The 18511-nt window shown below is 64.9% G+C and carries 18 protein-coding genes and 2 tRNA genes; 12 read left to right on the top strand and 8 right to left on the bottom strand.

What is annotated here, in order from left to right; all coding sequences use genetic code 11:
• Window positions 1–11 precede the first annotated feature (11 nt).
• Window positions 12–1118, top strand: coding sequence for a PA0069 family radical SAM protein (locus tag QQJ84_RS16340; protein WP_284259374.1), 1107 nt, complete (start codon window positions 12–14; stop codon window positions 1116–1118).
• A gap of 22 nt (window positions 1119–1140) precedes the next feature.
• A complete protein-coding gene (locus QQJ84_RS16335; protein ID WP_284259373.1) occupies window positions 1141–1335 on the top strand; it encodes a hypothetical protein in 195 nt (64 codons plus the stop codon).
• A gap of 7 nt (window positions 1336–1342) precedes the next feature.
• Here the strand turns inward: QQJ84_RS16335 and QQJ84_RS16330 are convergent, their stop codons facing one another.
• The 7 genes from QQJ84_RS16330 to QQJ84_RS16300 form a co-directional block, all read right to left on the bottom strand.
• Entirely contained in the window at window positions 1343–1900 is a 558-nt protein-coding gene (locus tag QQJ84_RS16330) for a DNA-3-methyladenine glycosylase I (RefSeq protein WP_284259372.1), read from the bottom strand.
• Window positions 1897–2919 (bottom strand): ACR3 family arsenite efflux transporter, encoded by a 1023-nt coding sequence (gene arsB, locus QQJ84_RS16325; RefSeq protein ID WP_284259371.1) that lies wholly within the window; start codon window positions 2917–2919, stop codon window positions 1897–1899. Before arsB ends, QQJ84_RS16330 begins: the two co-directional genes overlap by 4 nt.
• Window positions 2920–2923: 4 nt before the next feature.
• Entirely contained in the window at window positions 2924–3355 is a 432-nt protein-coding gene (gene arsC / locus QQJ84_RS16320) for an arsenate reductase (glutaredoxin) (RefSeq protein WP_284259370.1), read from the bottom strand.
• The gene (locus QQJ84_RS16315) at window positions 3355–3882 is read right to left on the bottom strand and encodes an arsenate reductase ArsC (protein WP_284259369.1); all 528 of its coding nucleotides are present in this window, start codon (window positions 3880–3882) and stop codon (window positions 3355–3357) included. The genes arsC and QQJ84_RS16315 overlap by 1 nt, the downstream gene beginning before the upstream one ends.
• Complete coding sequence (locus QQJ84_RS16310) at window positions 3875–4201, bottom strand: ArsR/SmtB family transcription factor (protein WP_284259368.1); 327 nt, start codon at window positions 4199–4201, stop codon at window positions 3875–3877. The genes QQJ84_RS16315 and QQJ84_RS16310 overlap by 8 nt, the downstream gene beginning before the upstream one ends.
• Window positions 4202–4298: 97 nt before the next feature.
• On the bottom strand, window positions 4299–6887 hold the full coding sequence (locus QQJ84_RS16305) for a penicillin-binding protein 1A (protein WP_284259367.1): 2589 nt from the start codon (window positions 6885–6887) through the stop codon (window positions 4299–4301).
• A 92-nt stretch (window positions 6888–6979) separates the two neighbouring features.
• Window positions 6980–7786: an N-acetylmuramoyl-L-alanine amidase family protein gene (locus tag QQJ84_RS16300; protein ID WP_284259366.1), complete on the bottom strand. Its 807-nt coding sequence runs from the start codon at window positions 7784–7786 to the stop codon at window positions 6980–6982.
• 168 nt (window positions 7787–7954) lie between these two features.
• Here QQJ84_RS16300 and QQJ84_RS16295 point away from each other — a divergent pair.
• The 8 genes from QQJ84_RS16295 to QQJ84_RS16260 all read left to right on the top strand — a co-directional run bounded on the left by QQJ84_RS16295 (window position 7955) and on the right by QQJ84_RS16260 (window position 14265).
• Window positions 7955–8032 (top strand) — tRNA-Pro (locus QQJ84_RS16295).
• 125 nt (window positions 8033–8157) lie between these two features.
• On the top strand, window positions 8158–9381 hold the full coding sequence (locus QQJ84_RS16290) for an MFS transporter (RefSeq protein WP_284259365.1): 1224 nt from the start codon (window positions 8158–8160) through the stop codon (window positions 9379–9381).
• 21 nt (window positions 9382–9402) lie between these two features.
• Entirely contained in the window at window positions 9403–10281 is an 879-nt protein-coding gene (locus QQJ84_RS16285; RefSeq protein WP_284259364.1) for a CPBP family intramembrane glutamic endopeptidase, read from the top strand.
• 83 nt (window positions 10282–10364) lie between these two features.
• Entirely contained in the window at window positions 10365–11138 is a 774-nt protein-coding gene (locus tag QQJ84_RS16280; protein WP_284259363.1) for a helix-turn-helix domain-containing protein, read from the top strand.
• A 63-nt stretch (window positions 11139–11201) separates the two neighbouring features.
• On the top strand, window positions 11202–11903 hold the full coding sequence (locus tag QQJ84_RS16275; RefSeq protein WP_284259362.1) for a CBS domain-containing protein: 702 nt from the start codon (window positions 11202–11204) through the stop codon (window positions 11901–11903).
• Between the two features lie 87 nt (window positions 11904–11990).
• A tRNA-Pro gene (locus QQJ84_RS16270) sits at window positions 11991–12067 on the top strand.
• A gap of 36 nt (window positions 12068–12103) precedes the next feature.
• Window positions 12104–12832 (top strand): ABC transporter ATP-binding protein, encoded by a 729-nt coding sequence (locus QQJ84_RS16265; RefSeq protein WP_284259361.1) that lies wholly within the window; start codon window positions 12104–12106, stop codon window positions 12830–12832.
• A complete protein-coding gene (locus QQJ84_RS16260; protein ID WP_284259360.1) occupies window positions 12832–14265 on the top strand; it encodes a hypothetical protein in 1434 nt (477 codons plus the stop codon). The genes QQJ84_RS16265 and QQJ84_RS16260 overlap by 1 nt, the downstream gene beginning before the upstream one ends.
• A 2-nt stretch (window positions 14266–14267) precedes the next feature.
• On the opposite strand, the gene panC is transcribed toward QQJ84_RS16260, so the two are convergent.
• The gene (gene panC, locus QQJ84_RS16255) at window positions 14268–15092 is read right to left on the bottom strand and encodes a pantoate--beta-alanine ligase (RefSeq protein ID WP_284259359.1); all 825 of its coding nucleotides are present in this window, start codon (window positions 15090–15092) and stop codon (window positions 14268–14270) included.
• A gap of 101 nt (window positions 15093–15193) precedes the next feature.
• On the opposite strand from panC, the gene cydD reads away from it, so the two are divergent.
• Both cydD and cydC read left to right on the top strand, forming a co-directional pair.
• The gene (gene cydD, locus QQJ84_RS16250) at window positions 15194–16882 is read left to right on the top strand and encodes a thiol reductant ABC exporter subunit CydD (protein WP_408862238.1); all 1689 of its coding nucleotides are present in this window, start codon (window positions 15194–15196) and stop codon (window positions 16880–16882) included.
• Window positions 16879–18507, top strand: coding sequence for a thiol reductant ABC exporter subunit CydC (gene cydC, locus QQJ84_RS16245; protein ID WP_284259357.1), 1629 nt, complete (start codon window positions 16879–16881; stop codon window positions 18505–18507). The genes cydD and cydC overlap by 4 nt, the downstream gene beginning before the upstream one ends.
• Window positions 18508–18511 lie beyond the last annotated feature (4 nt).

Raw genomic sequence — 18511 nt, 5'->3', positions numbered from 1 at the left:
GGAGCAGGAACATGGTGGCAGTTTCCCGGCTACAGATCAATCAGGATATTAAGCACGGCGTTTGGAAAGGCCGGGGCACGGCGCGCAATCCGCCGAACCGGTTTGAGCGCGCGCGGGTGGAGGCTTTTGATGACGGCTGGGATTTACCCGAGGAGGTGAGCCGGCCGCGGACCACGCTGATCCGCGATGCGGCGAAAAGCATCATCGCGCGCAATGACAGTCCGGATTTGAACTTCGAGCGCAGCGTCAATCCGTATCGAGGCTGCGAGCACGGGTGCATCTATTGTTTCGCCCGGCCGAGCCATGCGTATCTGGGATACTCCGCCGGGCTGGATTTCGAGACGCAGATTGTCTTCAAGCCGGAGGCGGCGCGGCTGCTGGAGAAGGAACTCTCAAAGCCGGGATATAAAGTGGGGACGATTGTGCTGGGGTCGAACACCGACCCGTATCAGCCGGTGGAGCGCACGCTCAGTATCACGCGCAGCCTGCTGGAGGTGCTGGAGCGGTTCAACCACCCGGTAAGCATCGTTACCAAATCAGCGGGCGTGTTGCGGGATGTGGATATTCTAAGCCGTATGGCGGCGAAAAATCTGGCGCAGGTGCATGTTTCCATCACCACGCTGGACCCAGTGCTGGCGCGCGCCATGGAACCGCGCGCGGCCTCGCCCGCGCGGCGGCTGGCGGTGATCGCCGGGCTGGCGGAGGCGGGGATTGCGGTGGGTGTGCTGGCTTCGCCGATGATCCCGGGGCTGAACGATGCGGAGTTGGAGAGCATCGTGGAAGCGGCGGCGAAGGCCGGGGCGCTGAGCGCGCATACGATTTTATTGCGGCTGCCGCATGAGTTGGGGGATTTGTTCTCAGACTGGCTGAACAAACATCTGCCCGAGCGGGCGGGGCATGTGCTGAGCCTTATCCGTCAGAGCCGGGCCGGAGCGTTGAATGACCCGAATTTTCACACGCGTTTTCAGGGGAGCGGACCGTATGCGGCGCTGCTGGGGCAGAGGATGGAGCGGGTGGTGCGGCAACTGCAACTGAACCAGGAGCGCGCGCCGCTGGATTGTGGGCAGTTCGCGGCGCCTGCGGCAAGGGCGGCGGTGGCGCAGATGAGTCTGTTTTAGAAAATAAAAAGGGGAGATGGATATGAATATCGTGATCGGATTGGCGTCGATGGTGGGCTGCGCTTGTATGTTTCTGGTTTGCGTGGCGCAGGTGTGCGAGATTGTGAGTGCCGCCCGGCAAATGGCCATGAGCAGCCGGACCATGGCGCCGCCGCGGGCCACGGCAGGGGGGCGGTTTTTATATGACCGGCGGTACGCCAGTGCTTCGGGGTTTTGATGAGGCGTTAACCCTTGGACCGGCAGAAGCACGCCGCCGCGTGGTCGTTGACCAGGCCGGCGGCCTGCATCCAGGCGTAGACGATAACGGGGCCAACGAATTTGAAGCCGCGTTGTTTGAGGGCCTTGGAAATTTGTTCGGAGAGGGGTGTGCTGACGGGCATTGTTTTGCCGTCGCCTTGCAGGGGGATGCCGCCGGTGAAACTCCAGGCGAAGGACGCGAAATCTTCACCTGCGTCGCGCATGGTGAGATAGGCTTGCGCGCCGCCGATGGTGGCGAGGATTTTGGCGCGGGCGCGGATGATGCCGGGGTCGGCCATCAGGCGCTCGACATCAGCCGGGGTGAAGCGAGCGACGATCTCGGGGTCGAAATGGGCGAAGGCGGTGCGGAAAGTGTCGCGGCGGTGCAGGATGGTGCGCCAGGAGAGGCCGGCCTGGAAGCCTTCGAGCATGAGGAGTTCCCAGAGGGCGCGGCTGTCACGCAGGGGGTTGCCCCATTCGTGGTCGTGGTAGGCGCGCATAATGGGGTCGCTCTCGGCCCAGGCGCAACGGGTTTTTGCGGTCATGTCCGCTCATACCATCCGCGCGAACGGCGGACGAGGGAGACGACGGTGAGCATGACAGGCACTTCGACCAGCACGCCGACCACGGTGGCCAGGGCGGCGCCGGACTGGAAGCCGAAGAGGACGATGGCGGTGGCGACGGCGAGTTCGAAAAAGTTGCTGGCGCCGATGAGGGCGGAGGGGCCTGCGACACACCAGGCGACTCCAAGCTGGCGGTTGAGCCAGTAGGCCAGGCCAGCGTTGAAGTAGACCTGGATGATGATCGGCACCGCCAACAGCGCGATAATTGTTGGCTGACGGACAATTTCCTGGCCTTGCAAACCGAAAAGTAACACCAAAGTGAGCAGGAGAGCAGAGAGCGAGAGCGGGGCGAGGCGGTGCAGGGTGCGGGCAAGCGCATCCTCGCCGCCTCGCAGGATCAGGCTGCGGCGCCAGAGCTGCGCAATGGCTACCGGCACCACGATATAGAGCACGACCGAGAGCAGCAGCGTGCTCCATGGCACGGTGATGGAGGAGATGCCAAGCAGCAGCGCCACGATCGGGGCGAAGGCGATGACCATGATGGCGTCGTTGAGCGCCACCTGCGAAAGGGTGAAATGCGGCTCACCCTCGACCAGATTGGACCAGACGAAGACCATGGCGGTGCAGGGTGCGGCGGCGAGCAGGATCAGCCCGGCGATGTAGGAGTTGATCTGGTCGGCCGGGAGCCATGGGCGGAAAAGATGGCCGATGAAAATCGCGGCGAGCAGCGCCATGGAGAAAGGTTTCACCAGCCAGTTGATGCCAAGGGTGGTGGCAATGCCGCGCCAGTGTTTGCCGACCTCGCCGAGCGCGGCGAAGTCGATTTTCAGCAGCATGGGGATGACCATGAGCCAGACCAGCAGAGCAACGGGCAGGTTCACATGCGCCAGGGTGGCGGCGCCGAGACTCTCGAAAACGCCGGAGAACAACTGGCCGAGAATGATGCCCGCGACGATGCACAGGCCGACCCAGAGGGTGAGGTAGCGTTCGAAAAAGCCCATGATTTCAGCCCTTCACGATGCGGTGGCCGGCGGCGTCGACCACGGCCTCGCCGTCTTCCTTGGTGAAGGCGCCGCGCTGCGGTTCGGGCAGCAGATCCAGCACGGCCTCTGAGGGGCGGCAGCTTTTGGTGCCTTTGGGCGTCACCACCACGGGGCGGTTGAGCAGGAGTGGGTGGGCGGCGATGGCGTCGAGAATGGTCTCGTCCGGCACATCGGCGTTGAGGCCGAGTTCGGCGGCGAGCTTTTCCTTCTCGCGCAGCAGCGCGCGCGCACCACCCGCCTGTTTGGCCAGCACCGTCAGTTCGGCGCGGCTGGGCGGGGTCTTGAGATATTCGATCACGACGGGTTCGATCCCGGCGTTGCGGATCATCGCCAGCGTGTTGCGTGAGGTGCCGCAGGCGGGGTTATGATAGATGGTGACGCTCTGTTCAGACATTATTTAGCTCCGGGAGAATGGGATGAAGCGCCAGGGGTTTGGCCGATTTCATGCAGCCTGGTGCCCAGCGCCATCTTGTCGACGCTGGCCAGCGGCAGGCTCAGGAACAAGCCGATGCGGTTTTTCAGGTATTTGAAGGCCTCCACGAAGGCTTTTTCGATCTGAATGTCATTGCCGGTGACGGCGGCTGGGTCGTCGATCCCCCAATGCGCGGTTATCGGGTGGCCGGGCCAGATCGGGCAAAGCTCGCCGGCGGCGTTGTCGCAGACGGTGAAGATGAAATCCATTGCAGGGGCACCGGGGGCGGAGAATTCGTCCCAGCTTTTTGAACGCAGGCCGGTGGTGGGGTAGCCGAAGCTTTCCAGCACTTTAAGCGCAAAGGGATTGACTGTGCCCTTGGGGTGGCTGCCGGCTGAATACGCATGGAAATGCCCGGCGCCCTCCTTGCGCAGGATTGATTCCGCGAGGATCGAACGGGCGGTGTTGCCGGTGCAGAGGAACATCACGTTGTAGGCGCGTTCAGTCATGGTTCATTTCCTTGGGCGGGAGGCACGCGCCAGGATTGCCCTGGCAACAGTTTTCCGTGAGGTAGGCGAGCAGGGCGTTCATGGCACTGTATTCAGCGGCGTATATCAATGAACGGCTTTCGCGCCGGAAGCTGATCAGCCCGGCATGACGCAATTGGTTGAGGTGGAAGGAGAGTGTGTTGGCGGGCAGGCCGAGGCGCCCGGCGATCTGCCCGGCAGGCAGGCCATCACTGCCGGCCTGGACGAGCAGGCGGAAAATGTCGAGCCGCGCGCCTTGTGCCAATGCGCCAAGGGCGGCAAGTGCCGTGTCTTTTTCCATGATTCCACAATAATGGAATTATAGAATCAGTCAATTCCGCCCGCTAGAGTGCGATCGTTTGAGGTTCGCTCAGGTGAGCGAACCTCAAACGATCGCACTAATACAGCCCGCCGAGGGATTTATCGATGGCCGATGGCGTTGGTGGCGGAGGGGTCGTCCCCGGCGCTGGGGACGCATCAGTTGTTCCAGGAGTCCCCGGCGTTCCGGGCGCGGGAGGTGTCGCGCCAGGGCTGCCGCCGAGCAGGCTGTCGTTCGCCTGGGCGCCAGGGGTCTGCCCGGGTTTGAAGGCTTCGGTCACCATGGTGCCGTCAGGTTCGGGCACCTGCTGTAGAGTCATGCCGGCGGGGGCGGGGAAGTCCATGTCCGGTTGGTTGGCCAGGGCCACTTTCATGTATTCGTTCCAGATCGGGCCACAGACATTGCCGCCGGTCTGGTCCTTGCCGAGGCTTGCGGGGGTGTCGAAGCCGATCCAGCAGCCGGTGAGCACGCCTGGGGTGAAGCCGATGAACCAGGCGTCGTTGAAATTATTGGTGGTGCCGGTTTTGCCCGCCACCGGCTGGCTGATCCCGGCCACGGCGGGGGTGCCGGTGCCGCGCAGCACAACGCCTTTCATCATGGTGAGCATCTGAAACACCGAATCAGGGTCAGCCAGCTGTGCGCCGGAATAGTCGATGATGGGCGGCTGCGTGGGGTCGCCGTTCATGCAGTTGTCGCAGTTCTGGTTCTGCGCCTGATAAAGCACCTTGCCGTCCGGGCCGGTGACACTGTCGATCAGCGTGGGTTGCACCTGCCGGCCGTATTCGTCGAGCGTGGCGTAGGCGGTGGCCATTTTCCACAGGGTGGTGTCAATCGCGCCGATCGCGGAGGGGTAATAAGGTGGCATCTGGTCGATGATGCCGAAGCTCTGGAAGGTGTTGGCGATGTTATCCAGGCCGATCTGGCGCGCCAGATGCAGGGTGGCGAGGTTGAGCGATTGTTCCAGCGCGTGGAAAACCGGCACCGGCCCCTGGAAACTGTCTTCATAATTGCCGGGGCGGTAGGTGGTGCCGTCGGACATCTGCTGCACGAAGGGGGCGTCCAGGACCGGCGCGTCGGGCTGCACGCCTTGTTCCATGGCGGTGAGATAGACCAGCGGTTTGACCGAGGAGCCGGGCTGGCGCTGCGCCTGGGTTACCCGGTTGAAGGGGCTGATGTCATGGCTCCAGCCGCCGACCATGGCGAGGACGCGCCCGGTGCGCGGGTCCATGGAGATCAGCGCGCCCTGGATTTTGGGGATTTGCTCCAGCGACAGGGTATTACCGCCGGAGATCATTATGATATCGCCGGGGTGCAGAATGCCGGCGACCGCGCCGGCGTGGGTCCAACGCATGTTCTGCAAGGGCAGAGTGCCGGTTTTGGCGGCGTTGCTGAGTGGGTCAATAAAGCCGATGCGGGCCGCGCTGTCGCCCGCATCGAGCACGATGCCAAGCCGCCAGTTGTGGCGCATGCCTGGCGGGGTTGCCTGCTTGGCCAGGTCAGCCTGCCAGTCAGCCGCCAGGGAGGCGTCGTCAATATGCGCGACCAGCCCATGCCAGCCGCCATAGATGCGGTCATAACGCTCCAGCCCGTTGCGCACCGCCTCGGTGGCGGCGCTCTGCAGAGTCTGGTCCAGGCTGGTATGCACAATCAGCCCGCCCTGGCCCACGGCATCGGCGCCAAAACGCTGCGTGAGGTCGGACTTCACGGCATCGGCGAAATAGCCGTCGCCGCTGGTGGTGGCGGGGGATGTGGCGCCCGCGTGCGGCAGCAGCGGCTCCGCGGTGGCGGCATCCGCCTGGGCCTGGCTGATGGCGCCATCGGCCAGCATGCGCCCGATGATGAAATTGCGCCGGGTCAGCGCGTCCTGCGGGTGGAGGAACGGATCGTAATTGGTCGGCGCCTTGGGCAGTGCCGCCAGCGTTGCGGCCTGCGCGATGTCCAGCTGGCTCAGGGGTTTGTTGAAATAGGTTTGCGCCGCGGCGGCGATGCCAAACGTGTTGTGGCCGAGGTCAACCTCGTTGAGGTAGAGCGTGATGACCTGCTGCTTGCTCATCGCCTGGCTCACGCGCATAGCCAGCAGCACTTCCTTGATCTTGGTGCCGAAGGTGATGTGGTTGTCGAGGAGCATGTTCTTCACCACCTGCTCGGTGATGGTGGAGGCCCCCTGCGGACGGCGCCCGCTGCCCATGCGCGCAATGTCGGTCAGCCCGGCGCGCATCATGGCCAGGGGGTTTATCCCCGGTTCCACCCAGAACAGCCTATCCTCGGCGGAAATGAATGCCTGCGCCACCAGCGGCGGGATCTGGTCGTAGGGCACATAGACGCAATGCTGGCCGCCGAGTTCGGAGACGAGGTGGAAATCATCCGAATAGACGCGGCTTTCCAGCGGCGGGGTGTAGGTTTTCAGGGCCTCGATGCTGGGTAGCCCGGCGCTGAAGACGAGGAAGGCGCCCGCGCCGATGATAATGGCGGCAACAGCGCCCAGGAATACCACACGGTACAGGCTGGTGACGAAGAAGCGGATGATCCGGCTGAAAAGACTGGGTTTTTGCGGGCCGCGCCCGGTTCCGCGCGGGGCGGAGGGCTTGCGTGGCGGCTGGCGTGGCGGATCTCGGCGGGTGGGGCTTAAACGTTCACCGGCGCTGAAGGAATCTCTTGAGTCGGGCATAGGCGGCTCCTTAGCACTCCATTTTCACGCCTGCGAGGATGGATTGAATAAAATTGCCGCAACAATTTAGGTGGGATTATGCGGGGAAGGCGCTAGCCGGCCATTCGCCCGCCGGCGAAATGCTCGAAATAGAGGTCGATGGCGGCGGTGATTTGTTTTGTCAGCACCGCGCGCTGCCTGGGGTTGCGCAGGCGGGCTTCGTCCAGCGGGTTGGTCAGGCAGCCCATTTCCAGCAGGGTGCTGGGGGTGGAAGGGTCGCGCAGCACCGCGAAATTGGCGCTGCGCCGCGGGTCTGGCAGCAGCGGGATCATGCCCTTGAAGGAATTTTTCAAATCCTGCGCCAGCGTGGCCGAGCCGAGCTTGGTCGCCCGCGTCTCCAGGCTGGCCAGGATTCCCGCCACCTGGGGAGACACACCGGTCATCGGCGCGCGCGCCGCGCCGGCATTGTTTTCGTCATCGGCGATGCTGGCGGCCAGTTTGTCGGAGGCGGTGTTTGAGAGGGTGAAAATTGAGGCGCCGCGCAACGCGGAGTCGGGCAGGTGGTCGCAATGCAGCGACAGGAACAAATCCGCCTTGGCCGCCACCGCGTCGGCGACACGCGTTTCCAGCGGGATGAACACATCGCGCATACGGGTCATGCGGACACGGTAACGCCTGGTGGCGAGCAGGCTTTGGCGCAGGGTCAGCCCAGTGGCGAGGGTGATATGTTTCTCGAACATGCCGTCCGGGGCAATGGCGCCGGGGTCGTGCCCGCCGTGGCCGGGGTCCAGCATCACCAGCGGCAGCGAGGGCGGCATGCGGGTTTTTGCGCGTGCGGGCGCGGCGCCGGTCAGGCCCGCGGCGGCGAGGCCAAGGGTGATTTGGGCGAAACGGCGGCGGCTGAGACAGTTTACGCACATGATACGGGATGCTGCCCACAAGGTTTGCGTGCGCACTTAGCGTAATATCTACGGTTTTGTCCACGACTTATTGAAAACATGGACTTTTATACAGAATGCCGAGGGTGGAACTCTTCTTTGGACAGCATCTTGCGGTATGGGGGCGGGTTCAGCTATAGGGTCTCGCAACGGAGTGTAGCTCAGCCTGGTTAGAGTACTGTGTTCGGAACGCAGGGGCCGGAGGTTCGAATCCTCTCACTCCGACCATTTTATGGTCTCATAAATTCTGGAACGGCGGGCTGTTTCAGGGCCATTGTGCTGAATTAAATTTCCCTTCAGATTATCCATCAGGCAGCGTTCCGCGAAACAGAAGCAGATGATGGGGGGAAGCAATGTCCGCAACCGTGCAAGAGGATTTCCGGCGCGCCCGTAATGTCGTGTTGGCGGCGTATCTGGGGTGGACGCTCGATGCGTTCGATTTTTTCATTCTCATTTTCACTTTTGATGATGTGGCCAAGACTTTTGGCGTTTCCGTCACCTCCATCACGCTGGCGATCACGCTCACCCTAGCCACCCGCGCGGTAGGCGCCTTTATCTTCGGCCGTCTGGCCGATAAATATGGCCGCAAGCCGGTGTTGATGCTGGTCATCTTCCTCTACTCGCTCTTTGAGGCGGCCAGCGGCTTTGCCTGGTCGTTTGCCTCGTTCCTCGCGATTCGCACGCTGTTTGGCGTGGCCATGGGCGGCGAATGGGGCGTGGGCAGCTCGCTGGCGATGGAGACGATCCCCGAGCGCTGGCGCGGCTGGGTCTCGGGGCTGCTCCAGGCGGGGTATCCCTCGGGCTATTTCCTCGCCACGCTGCTGTTTGGCTTTGCGTATCATTCCCTTGGCTGGCGCGGGATGTTTTTTGTGGGCGCGGCACCGGCGTTGCTTATTTTCTTCATCAACAGCCAGATCGAGGAAAGCCCGGCCTTCCAAAAAATCAAGGTCGGGCCTCGGATCTCCATCTGGGAGGTGCTGCGCAAGAATGCCAGGCTAGCGGTCTACGGCGTGGTGATGATGACGGCGTTCAACTTCTTTTCGCACGGCACGCAGGATATTTATCCCAAACTGTTCCTGGCCAAGCAGATGCACTTCAGCCACGCCACGCTCACTGATATTGTGCTGCTCTATAATCTCGGCGCCATTTTTGGCGGTATCGCGTTCGGCTGGCTGAGCCAGCGCATCGGCCGGCGCTACGCGATCATCGGCGCGTGCGTGCTCTCGCTGCTGGTGCTCTATTTCTGGGCGCATGGCACGAGCGCGGTGGAGATCGGCCTTGCCGCGTTCCTCATGCAGTTTGCGGTGCAGGGGGCCTGGGGGGTGGTGCCGGTGCATCTCAACGAGCTGTCGCCGGCGGAAATCCGCGGTACGTTTCCTGGTGTCATCTATCAGCTCGGCAATTTCATCGCTTCCGTGAATGCGCCGTTGCAGGTGGGCATCGCGGTGCAGCATGGCGGGGATTATGGCTACGCGCTGACCCTGGTGGCGGGTAGCGTGGCCGTGTTGTTGATTGTGCTGATGATCTTCGGCCCCGAGGCGCGCAATGTCTCGATGGCCGCCACGACCCATGCCTGAGGCGGAGTCTGAAGCGCCAGAATGAGGCTGCGGGGCTGGCTGAATGCGGCGCGGGTGAAGGCTGGCTGGCGCGCGGCGATTTTTGTGGCCCTGGGCGTGGTGCAGCTCGGCGTGGTGATGGCACTGCTCGCCATTGCCATCCGCCATACCGGGGATTCGGGGCTGATTGTTGGCGGCCGCTATACGCCGCTGTTCATCGGCCTGAACGAGCTGGCGCTGTTGCTGCCGGCCCTGGGCGCGACCGGGGCGATGGCGTTTCTGGAGGATGTGCCGTTCACCGCTTATGGCCTGGGCGGGGCAGGGCGGGGGCGGCTTGTCGCGCTGGGGCTTGCCTGCGGGGTGGCAGCGCTCGGGCTGCTGGCGCTGGCGCTGCTGGCGAGTGGCCATGGCGTTGCCGTATCAGGGGGAATCGGCTGGGTTGCGGGGATTGGCTACGGCGCCGCCTGGCTGGCGGTCAGCCTGCTCACCGGCGTTGCCGAGGAACTCGCCTTTCGTGGCTATTTGCTCACGGCGTTGGCGCGGGGCACAGGTTTTTGGCCGGCGGCCGGGCTGACCAGCCTGTTGTTTTGCGTATTGCATGGGTTGAATGCGGGAGAGAGCGCGATCGGCATGGCCGATATCTTCGGCGCCGGGCTGGTGCTCGCTCTGGGCATCCGGCTGACCGGCTCGCTGTGGTGGTCCATCGGGTTCCATGGCGGGTGGGATTATGCCGAAAACTACCTGTTCGGCACGCATGACAGCGGTGCAAGTTGCCTGGGCACACTCCTGGATTTTACCCCGCGCGGCGCCGCGTATCTTTCCGGCGGCGCCACCGGACCCGAGGGTAGCCTTTTCAGCCTGGGCGTGCTGGCCCTGGCCGGCGCGGGACTGTGGTTCAGCCGGGGGCGGCTGGCGCGGTGAGCTGCAATCCCCGGCTGCAAATTGGATGGGACGATTTTCCTTTTGATATGGATCAAAGCCGCATTCCTTGTTAATGATTGACCATGGCAACCTTACATGAGCTTTCGGAGTTCCGGCGCCCGCTTCCGATCAATCTCGCAAATCGGCCAACAGCCTCGAATTGTGATGATTGTGGCGCGCGCCATAGCGGGTTGTGCAATGCCCTGACCGATGACGAACTCGAATTTTTAACCCGCGCGGCGCAGCGCGTGAGCCTCGCCCCCGGCACCGTGTTTGTCGAAGAGGGGGAGAAGGCCTCGTATTTCTATAATATCAACCAGGGCAATGTGCGGCTGTTCAAATCCCTGCCGGACGGCCGCCGCCAGATCACCGGGTTTGCTGGGCCGGGATATTTCCTGGGTCTCGCCGCGGGTGAGAACAACGCCTTCTCCGCCGAGGCGATGGACCATGTGAAGCTCTGCCGCTTCAGCCGCGCCAGCCTCATGGCGGTGTTCGAGGAATTGCCGGTGCTGGAGCGCAAGCTGCTCGATGTCGCGATGCATGAACTCGTGCTTGCGCAGCAGCAGATGTTGTTGCTGGGCCGCAAAACCGCGATCGAACGGATCGCCAGCTTTCTGCTCGCCTGGGCGGAGCGGCTGGAAATCTGCCCGGCGGGCCGCTTGCCCGCACCCAATGCCGTAATGAAACTGCCGCTCTCGCGCACCGACCTTGCAGACTACCTGGGGCTGACGATCGAGACCGTGTCGCGCTCGCTCAGCCAGCTTAAACGCGATGGAATAATCGACATTCCCAACATCCACGAGATCATCCTGACCCGTCCGCGCGCGCTCTCGGAAATCGCTGAAGCCGCGGTTTGATCTGCGTCATGGCGCGGGGCCGGCCGGCCTGGGATGATCCGAACATATAATATGGAGGATATCATGAAGGTTGCCGAGCTGATGAACAAAAATATCGTTTCCGTGCAGCCCTCCACCGCCGTCGCGGACGCTGCGCGGATCATGCTTGCGAATCGGCTCACCGGCCTGCCCGTGCTCGATGACACGGGCAAACTGGTCGGCATTGTCAGCGAGGGGGATCTGTTGCGCCGCGCCGAGATCGGCACCGACGGCAAGCAGGCCGGGTGGCTGAAGACATTTCTGCTGCCCTCAACCGTCGCGGCTGATTATGTGGCCACGCATGCCCGCCATGTCAGCGGCGTGATGACGCATAACCCGGTGTTCGTGACCTCGGACACGGAACTGGCCGAAGCCGCGGATCTGATGCTGCGCAAGCACATCAAGCGCCTGCCGGTGCTCGATGACGGCAAGCTGGCCGGCATGATCAGCCGGACGGACCTGCTGCGCATCCTGGCCCGCAAGCTGATCGAAACGCCGGAAAACACCAGCGACGAGGCGATCAGCAATTATATCAAGGCTGAGCTGGAGCATGCCCGCTGGGCGCCCAAATCGGGGATCCGGATCAAGGTGGACGGCAAGAAGGTGACGCTGGAAGGCACGATCTTCAGCGACGAGGAGCGCCAGGCGGTGGTGGTGATCGCCGAGAACGCGCCGGGGGTTAAAGAGGTCACTGACAAGCTGCTGTTCGTTGATCCGGCCTCGGGCATGGCATTTCCCGCGCCCTGAAAATTTCGCCTGCGGGTGGGGTTGCAAGAAATTCGGCGCGCGTTGCTTGTGAGCGCCGGACTTAGTTGCTACAGCCTCCCGCACGGTCGGAGCGTAGCGCAGCCTGGTAGCGCATCAGTCTGGGGGACTGGGGGTCGTGGGTTCGAATCCCGCCGCTCCGACCATAACATTTCCATTCATTTCAGCGCGGGCGGGTTTGCATGAGCGAGGCTTTGTGCGTTCGCGGGTTGAGCAAATCCTTTGGCCGGCCGGTCATTGCGGGGCTCGACCTCAGTATTGCGCCGGGCGAGTTTTATGCTTTGCTGGGGCCTAACGGGGCGGGCAAAACCACCACATTGCGGATGATCGCCGGGCTGATGCGCCCCGATGCGGGCAGTGTTTCGGTGTTTGGCCGCGACGTGCTGGCCAACCCGTTGGGGGCCAAGGCGATTATGGCGTGGCTGCCTGATGAGCCGCTGCTCTATGACCGGCTGAGCCCGATGGAATATCTCGAATTCGTCGCCGGGCTGTGGCGGGTGGAGCCCGCGCTGGCCAAAAGCCGGGCCGAGGAGCTGCTGGAGACGCTGGGGCTGTGGGCGCACCGGTTTGAGCGTTGCGAGGGGTTCTCGCGCGGTATGAAGCAGAAGACCGTGCTGGCGGGGGCGCTGATCCATGAGCCGCGTTTTTTGCTGCTGGACGAGCCGTTCACCGGGCTGGATGCCGCCTCCGCCCGGCTGGTGAAGGAGATTCTCCAGGCGCGCGCGCAGGCAGGGGCGGCGGTTATACTCACCACGCATATCCTCGATGTCGCCGAGCGGCTGGCGACGCGCATCGGGATTATCTCCGGCGGGCGGCTGCTGGCGGAAGGCGATCTGGCGGCGCTGCAACGCCAGGCCGGGGTGGCGCATGGCTCGCTGGAGGACGTATTTTTGCAGCTGACCGCCGCCTGATGTTCAAACCGGCTGGTTTCCCCTGGCTGTTTCTCAATGAGGCGCGTGTGTTGTGGCGCGGTTCCATTTTGGTGCGCACGCATAAATATGTGCTGGCGCCGGTGATCATTGTCGGGCTCATGTTCCAGGGCATCGCGCTTGCCCTGGCGGCGCAGATCGTGCGCCATCCTCTCCCGCTGGGGCAGATGGTGCTGGTCGCCGATCTCAACCTATTTTTCTTTTTCTGGCTGATGCTCTCGCGCGCCATGACCGCGGCGATTGACGTGCTGTACGGGCGCGGGGATGTGGATTTTCTGCTGGCCTCGCCGATTCCGCCGGGGCGGGTGCTGGCGGTGCGCATGCTGGGCGTGGCGGGCAGCGTGGCCGCGCCCTGGGTGCTGTTGGGCGGGGTGCTGGCCAATGCGCTGGCGGTGTTCGGCCAGGCCTGGGCGCTGGCGATCTACCCGATGCTGCTGGCCGAGGCGGTGGTGGTGGCGGCGCTGGCCTTCGCGCTGGTGGTGTTGCTGGTCGGCTGGACGGGACCGAAACTGGCGCGCCGGGCCGGGCATATGCTGGCTCTGGTGATGGGGGTGTTTATTTTCGCGCTGGGGCAGGCGCCGCGCTTTTTGCCGCCCGCGGCACTGGGGCATTTCTGGTTGGCGTTGTTGCCGGCGGGGGATGCGCCAGGGTTGCAATATGTGTTCGCCAAGGGGCTGCTCGGGCAGCCCTGGCCGCTGGCCTTCAGCCTGGTGTTCAGCGGCACGGTGTTTTTGTTCGCCTGGGTGATGCTCGATGCGCGCTTTGCCTCGGGCACCATAACCGCGGCGGCCTACCGCCCCGGCGGCAGCGCGGCGCGCCAGGGCGGGGCGTTCCGCGCCGGTCCGTTTGCCGCTGTGCTGATGAAGAACCTGCGGCTGCTGACGCGATTTCCCGGTGTGGTGACGCAGACGGTGTATCGCTCGCTCACGCTGGTGCCGGTGGTGATGATCCTGACCGGCAGGCTGCGAACCGGCAGCGGGGTGGAGATAGTGGCGCCGCTGCTGGTGTTTCTGACCGGGCAGCTGGCGTTGTTCTTCATCTCGGTGATGGTGGGCTCCGACGAATCGCCGGAGCTGGCGGCCAGCGCGCCCGTGGCGCCCGGTTTTTTGCGGCGCGCTGCGCTGGTGGCGGCGGGTTATGCCACGCTGGTGCTGATGGCGCTGCCGGTTACCGGTGTGCTGGCGCGCGATGGCGTGTTGTTGCCAAGCCTGCTGCTGGGCATGGCGGGGGTGCTGGTGAGCAATCTGGCGCTTGGCCTGCGCCTGCCGATCCCGCTGGTGCGGGCTGATTTTGGCAAGGCGCAGACGGGCACGGTGCTGGGGTTGATCCTGGGCGTGGGCGTAAGCAGCGTGTGGTCGCTCGCGGTGTGGCTGTTGGTGACGCCCCGCGCGCTCTGGTGGCTGTTGCCGGGGTAGGGTTACGCGACCGGCACGTTGTCAAGCAGGCGGACATGGCCGAGCTTGGCGGCGGCGATCAGCCGGGCCGGTTGCGCCAGCGCGGCCAGCGGCTCCAGCGAATGCGCATGCACCAGCGCGACGTAGTCAGGCACCATTCCGGCCACGGCCAGATCATGCCGGGCGTTGTGAAGTGTCGCCGCGACTTCCTTACCGGCCGCGATATGTTTTGCCGCCTTGGTCAGCGCCGCGTAGAGCGCTGGGGCTGCCGCGCGCTCGGGCGGGAGCAGGAAACGGTTGCGCGAGGAGAGGGCGAGGCCGTCGGCATCGCGGGCGATCGGCACGGGGACAATCTTCACCGGCAGCAGCAGGTCCTCCACCATGCGCGAGATCACCTGCACCTGCTGCCAGTCCTTCTCGCCGAAATAGGCGGCGGCCGGGCGTATCTGGCCAAACAGCTTGGCGACCACCGTGGCGACCCCGGCGAAATGGGTCGGGCGGGCCGCACCCTCCCAGCGCGTGGCCGGGCCTGAAACGTGGATGGTGGTGGCGGTGTGCGCCGGATACATGGTGGGGACATCAGGCAGCCAGACCAGATCGCAGCCGGAGGCTTCCAGCTGGGCGAGATCGCCGGCCTCGTCGCGCGGGTAGCGGTTATAGTCCTCGTTCGGGCCAAACTGCGCCGGGTTGACGAAGATGCTGGCCACCACCGGCCGCCCGCCGGCCTTGGCCGCCGCCAGCAACGATAAATGCCCGCTGTGCAACGCGCCCATGGTCGGCACGAAGGCGGTGTCTCCCATGGTTTTGGTGGCCGCTTGCAGCTCTGTCAGGGTCCGGGCGATTTTCATAGCCTGCGGTTTTGACGATTTTGCGCCCCGCGTCCAGTGCGGCGTGTGACCGTTTGCGGAACGCCCTTTGCAGCATCGCCCGCAGCGGCTATCTCGAAGACATGAGTGCTGAGACAAAAGCGTGGGTGCGGGCGGAGCAGAAGCGCGGCCAGAGTGCGGCGCGGCTGCCGGTTTTATTGGGAGCGGCGCAGGTGGGGCTTGGCATCGCCCAGGCCTGGTGCGCGGCATATCTGCTAACCGCCGTGTTGCATCTGGCGCCGCGCGGACTGCCGGTTGTGCTCTATGCCATTGGCTTTATTGCTTTCGCGGCCCTGCGCGCGGCGGCCGGCATGCAGGCGGAGCGGCTGGGATTCGAGCGCGGGGCGGCGGCGCGGCGGCGGTTGCGCAACACGGTGCTGTCCACAATTCTGGCGCTGGGGCCGGTGGGGCTGCGCGGCAAGCATTCAGGCGAACTCGCCGCCACGGCGGTGGACCGGGTGGAGGCCATGGAAGGTTTGCACGCGCGCTGGATACCGGCGACCGCGCTGGCGATAATCGGCCCGGCGCTGGTGGGGCTGGTGGTGTTGTGGGTGGACTGGCGCGCGGGCGTGGTGTTGCTCACCGCCGGGCTGCTGGTGCCTTTTGCCATGGCGGTGGCGGGGATTGGCGCGGGCGTGGCGGCCAAGCGGCAGTTTATTGCCCTCACACGCCTGCAGACGCGGTTTTTGGACCGGATACGTGGTATTTCCACCATTGTTCTGGCCGGGCGGGCGGCGGATGAGGCCCGCGCCCTGGCGGCGGCGGCGCGCGAGTTGCGCCAGCGCACCATGCGGGTGCTGCGCGTGGCGTTTCTCTCCTCCACGGCGCTGGACCTGGCGGCGGCGGCGGCGCTGGTTGTCATTGTGTTGCGTTTCGCCGGGCCGCTGCGCCATGACCATGCCCTGGCGCCCACGGCCTTGTTCATTTTGCTGCTGGTGCCCGAGTTCTTCGCGCCGCTGCGGGCATTCTCCGCCGTGTATGCCGACCGCATGGCGGCCGAGGCCGTGGCCGATGCGTTTTGCGCGCTGCCGGAACCACCCGCCCCGGTGCCCGCCGCCGACATCCGCAGCGTCGCCGCGCATGGGCTGACCCTGGCGTTCGAGGATGTTTCCTTCACCTGGGATGCCGCCCGCGGCCCGGTGCTGGAGCATCTCTCCTTCCGCGCGGTCAGCGGGGAGATATTGCTGCTCACCGGCGCGTCCGGCGCGGGCAAATCCACGATCATGGATCTGATTCTCGGCTTCATCACGCCCGATTCCGGCCGCGTGACGATCAACAGCGTCGACCTGCCGGTACTGATCCCCGCCGCGCGGACCAAGATGATCGGCTGGATCGGCCAGAAGCCGATGATTTTCGCGGGCACCATTGAGGAGAACATCCGTTTCGCCCGGCCAGAGGCGGCGGATGAGGATGTTGCCGAGGCGATCCGCAACGCGCAGCTCTCCGCGCTGGTCGACTCTCTGCCCGAGGGGGTTAAAACGCCGCTGGGCGAGGGGGGCTTTGGCCTCTCGGGCGGGCAGGCGCAGCGCATCGCCATTGCCCGCGCGTTTCTGAAGGACGCGCCGCTGCTGCTGCTCGATGAGCCGACCGCGCATCTCGACCCCGCGGTGGAGCGCGAGGTGCTGGAGAGCATCAAGCGTCTGGCCACCGGGCGCACCGTTATTATGGCGACTCATTCAGCCATCGCGGTGGAGTTCGCGCGCAACTCCGGGGCGAAGCGGCTGGATCTGGACTCGCTGCGCCATGCGCGCAGGCGCGAGGTGCTGGCATGAGCCCGGTATCGCGGATTTTCCTGTTGTGGTGGCGCCAGGCGGGCTGGATGATATTTGGCGCCGCGCTGTTCCTGGCGGCGCTGGCGGCGGGGCTGGCGCTCATGGGGGCTTCCGGCCGCTATATCGCGCTCTCGCTGCTGGGCGGCGGCGTGCTGGTGCCGGCGATGCTGCAATATATCGGCGCTGCGCGGGTGGTGCTGCGCTATCTGGAGCGCGTGTTCACGCATGAGGCGATGTTCCGCGCCTTGGCGGGTCTGCGCATCTGGCTGTTCACCGGCTTGGCGCGCAGTGCCGCCGGCGGGCTTGGCTACCGCCGCGCGGGCGATGCGCTGGCGCGGCTGGTCAATGATGTCGATGCGTTGGATGGCCTGTTCCTGCGGATTTTCCTGCCTCTGCTGGGCGCGGTGCTGCTCACCCCCGTGCTGGCGGTGCTGCTCTGGCATGAGCATCCCTGGGCGCTGGCGGTGTTGCTGCCGTTTGGCTTTGTCGCTTTTTATCTGCCCGCGCTGGCGGCGCGCGCGGCGGGGCAAAACGGCGCCCGCGCCGGGCTTGCGATGTCTGGCCTGCGCAGCGCCGCGCTGGATGCGCTCTCGGGCCTGCGCGAGGTGAAGATATACGCAGCCGAGGGGCGGATGCTCGCCGCCGTGCAGGCGCGCGAGGCGGCGTATCTGGCGGCGCAGCGCGAGCTGGCCGGGCAGACCAGCGCGTTGAATGCAATCGCGTTTATCGCGGCGCAGGCGGGGCTGCTGCTGGCGATGCTGATCGGCCTGGCCGGGGCGCCAGTGTTTACCGTAATAACTGTTTTCGTGCTGATCACCGCGTTTGAGACGGTGCTCGGCCTGCCCCGCGCCGGGTTGCTCTACGGCCAGGCGCGCGCCGCCGCCGCCCGGGTGGTGGAAGCCGCAACCGCGCCGCCTGCGGTGGCCGAACCGCTAGCCCCCGTGCCGATGCCCGCGGGCAATTCGGTCGCCTTCGAGCATGTCAGCTTCCGCTACGCCGATAATTTGCCGTTTGTGTTTGAGAACCTCTCGCTGCAGCTCCCCGCCGGGTCGCGCACCGCCATCCTCGGGCCGTCGGGGGCGGGTAAATCCACCATCGCGGCACTGCTGCTCAAGCTCGTGGTGCCCCAGCGCGGGCAGATACGCCTGGGCGCTGCCGACCTTGCCGCGTTGCCGTCCGAGGCGGTGCGCCACCGTATCGCCTATCTCGGCCAGACCACGCATTTGTTCGCCGATACCATCCGCAACAATTTGCGCCTGGGCGACCCCACGGCGAGCGAGGAAAAACTATGGGCGGCGCTGGAGGCGGCGCAGTTGGCGCAGACCATCATGGGCCTGCCTGAAGGGTTGGACACCTGGCTGGGCGAGGGCGGGCAGAATCTTTCCGGCGGCCAGGGGCGGCGCCTGGCGCTGGCGCGCACATTGCTCTCCGAAGCGCCGATTCTGCTGCTCGACGAACCCTGCGCCGGGTTGGATGCCGATACCGAGACCGAGTTCATGAAGGTGCTCAATACCGCCACGCAGGGGCGCACGGTGGTGCTGATCGCCCACCGCCTCACCGGGGCGGAACAGCTAGACCGCATCTGGCGCCTGACCGGCGGCGCGCTGATGGCGGCGGCGGGCTGAGACA

Origin of the sequence: Acidocella aquatica (assembly GCF_030160635.1) — a bacterium.
Lineage (GTDB): Bacteria > Pseudomonadota > Alphaproteobacteria > Acetobacterales > Acetobacteraceae > Acidocella > Acidocella aquatica.
The sequence above is the reverse complement of the archived record's forward strand: the minus strand, read 5'-3'. Positions and strand labels throughout refer to the sequence as shown.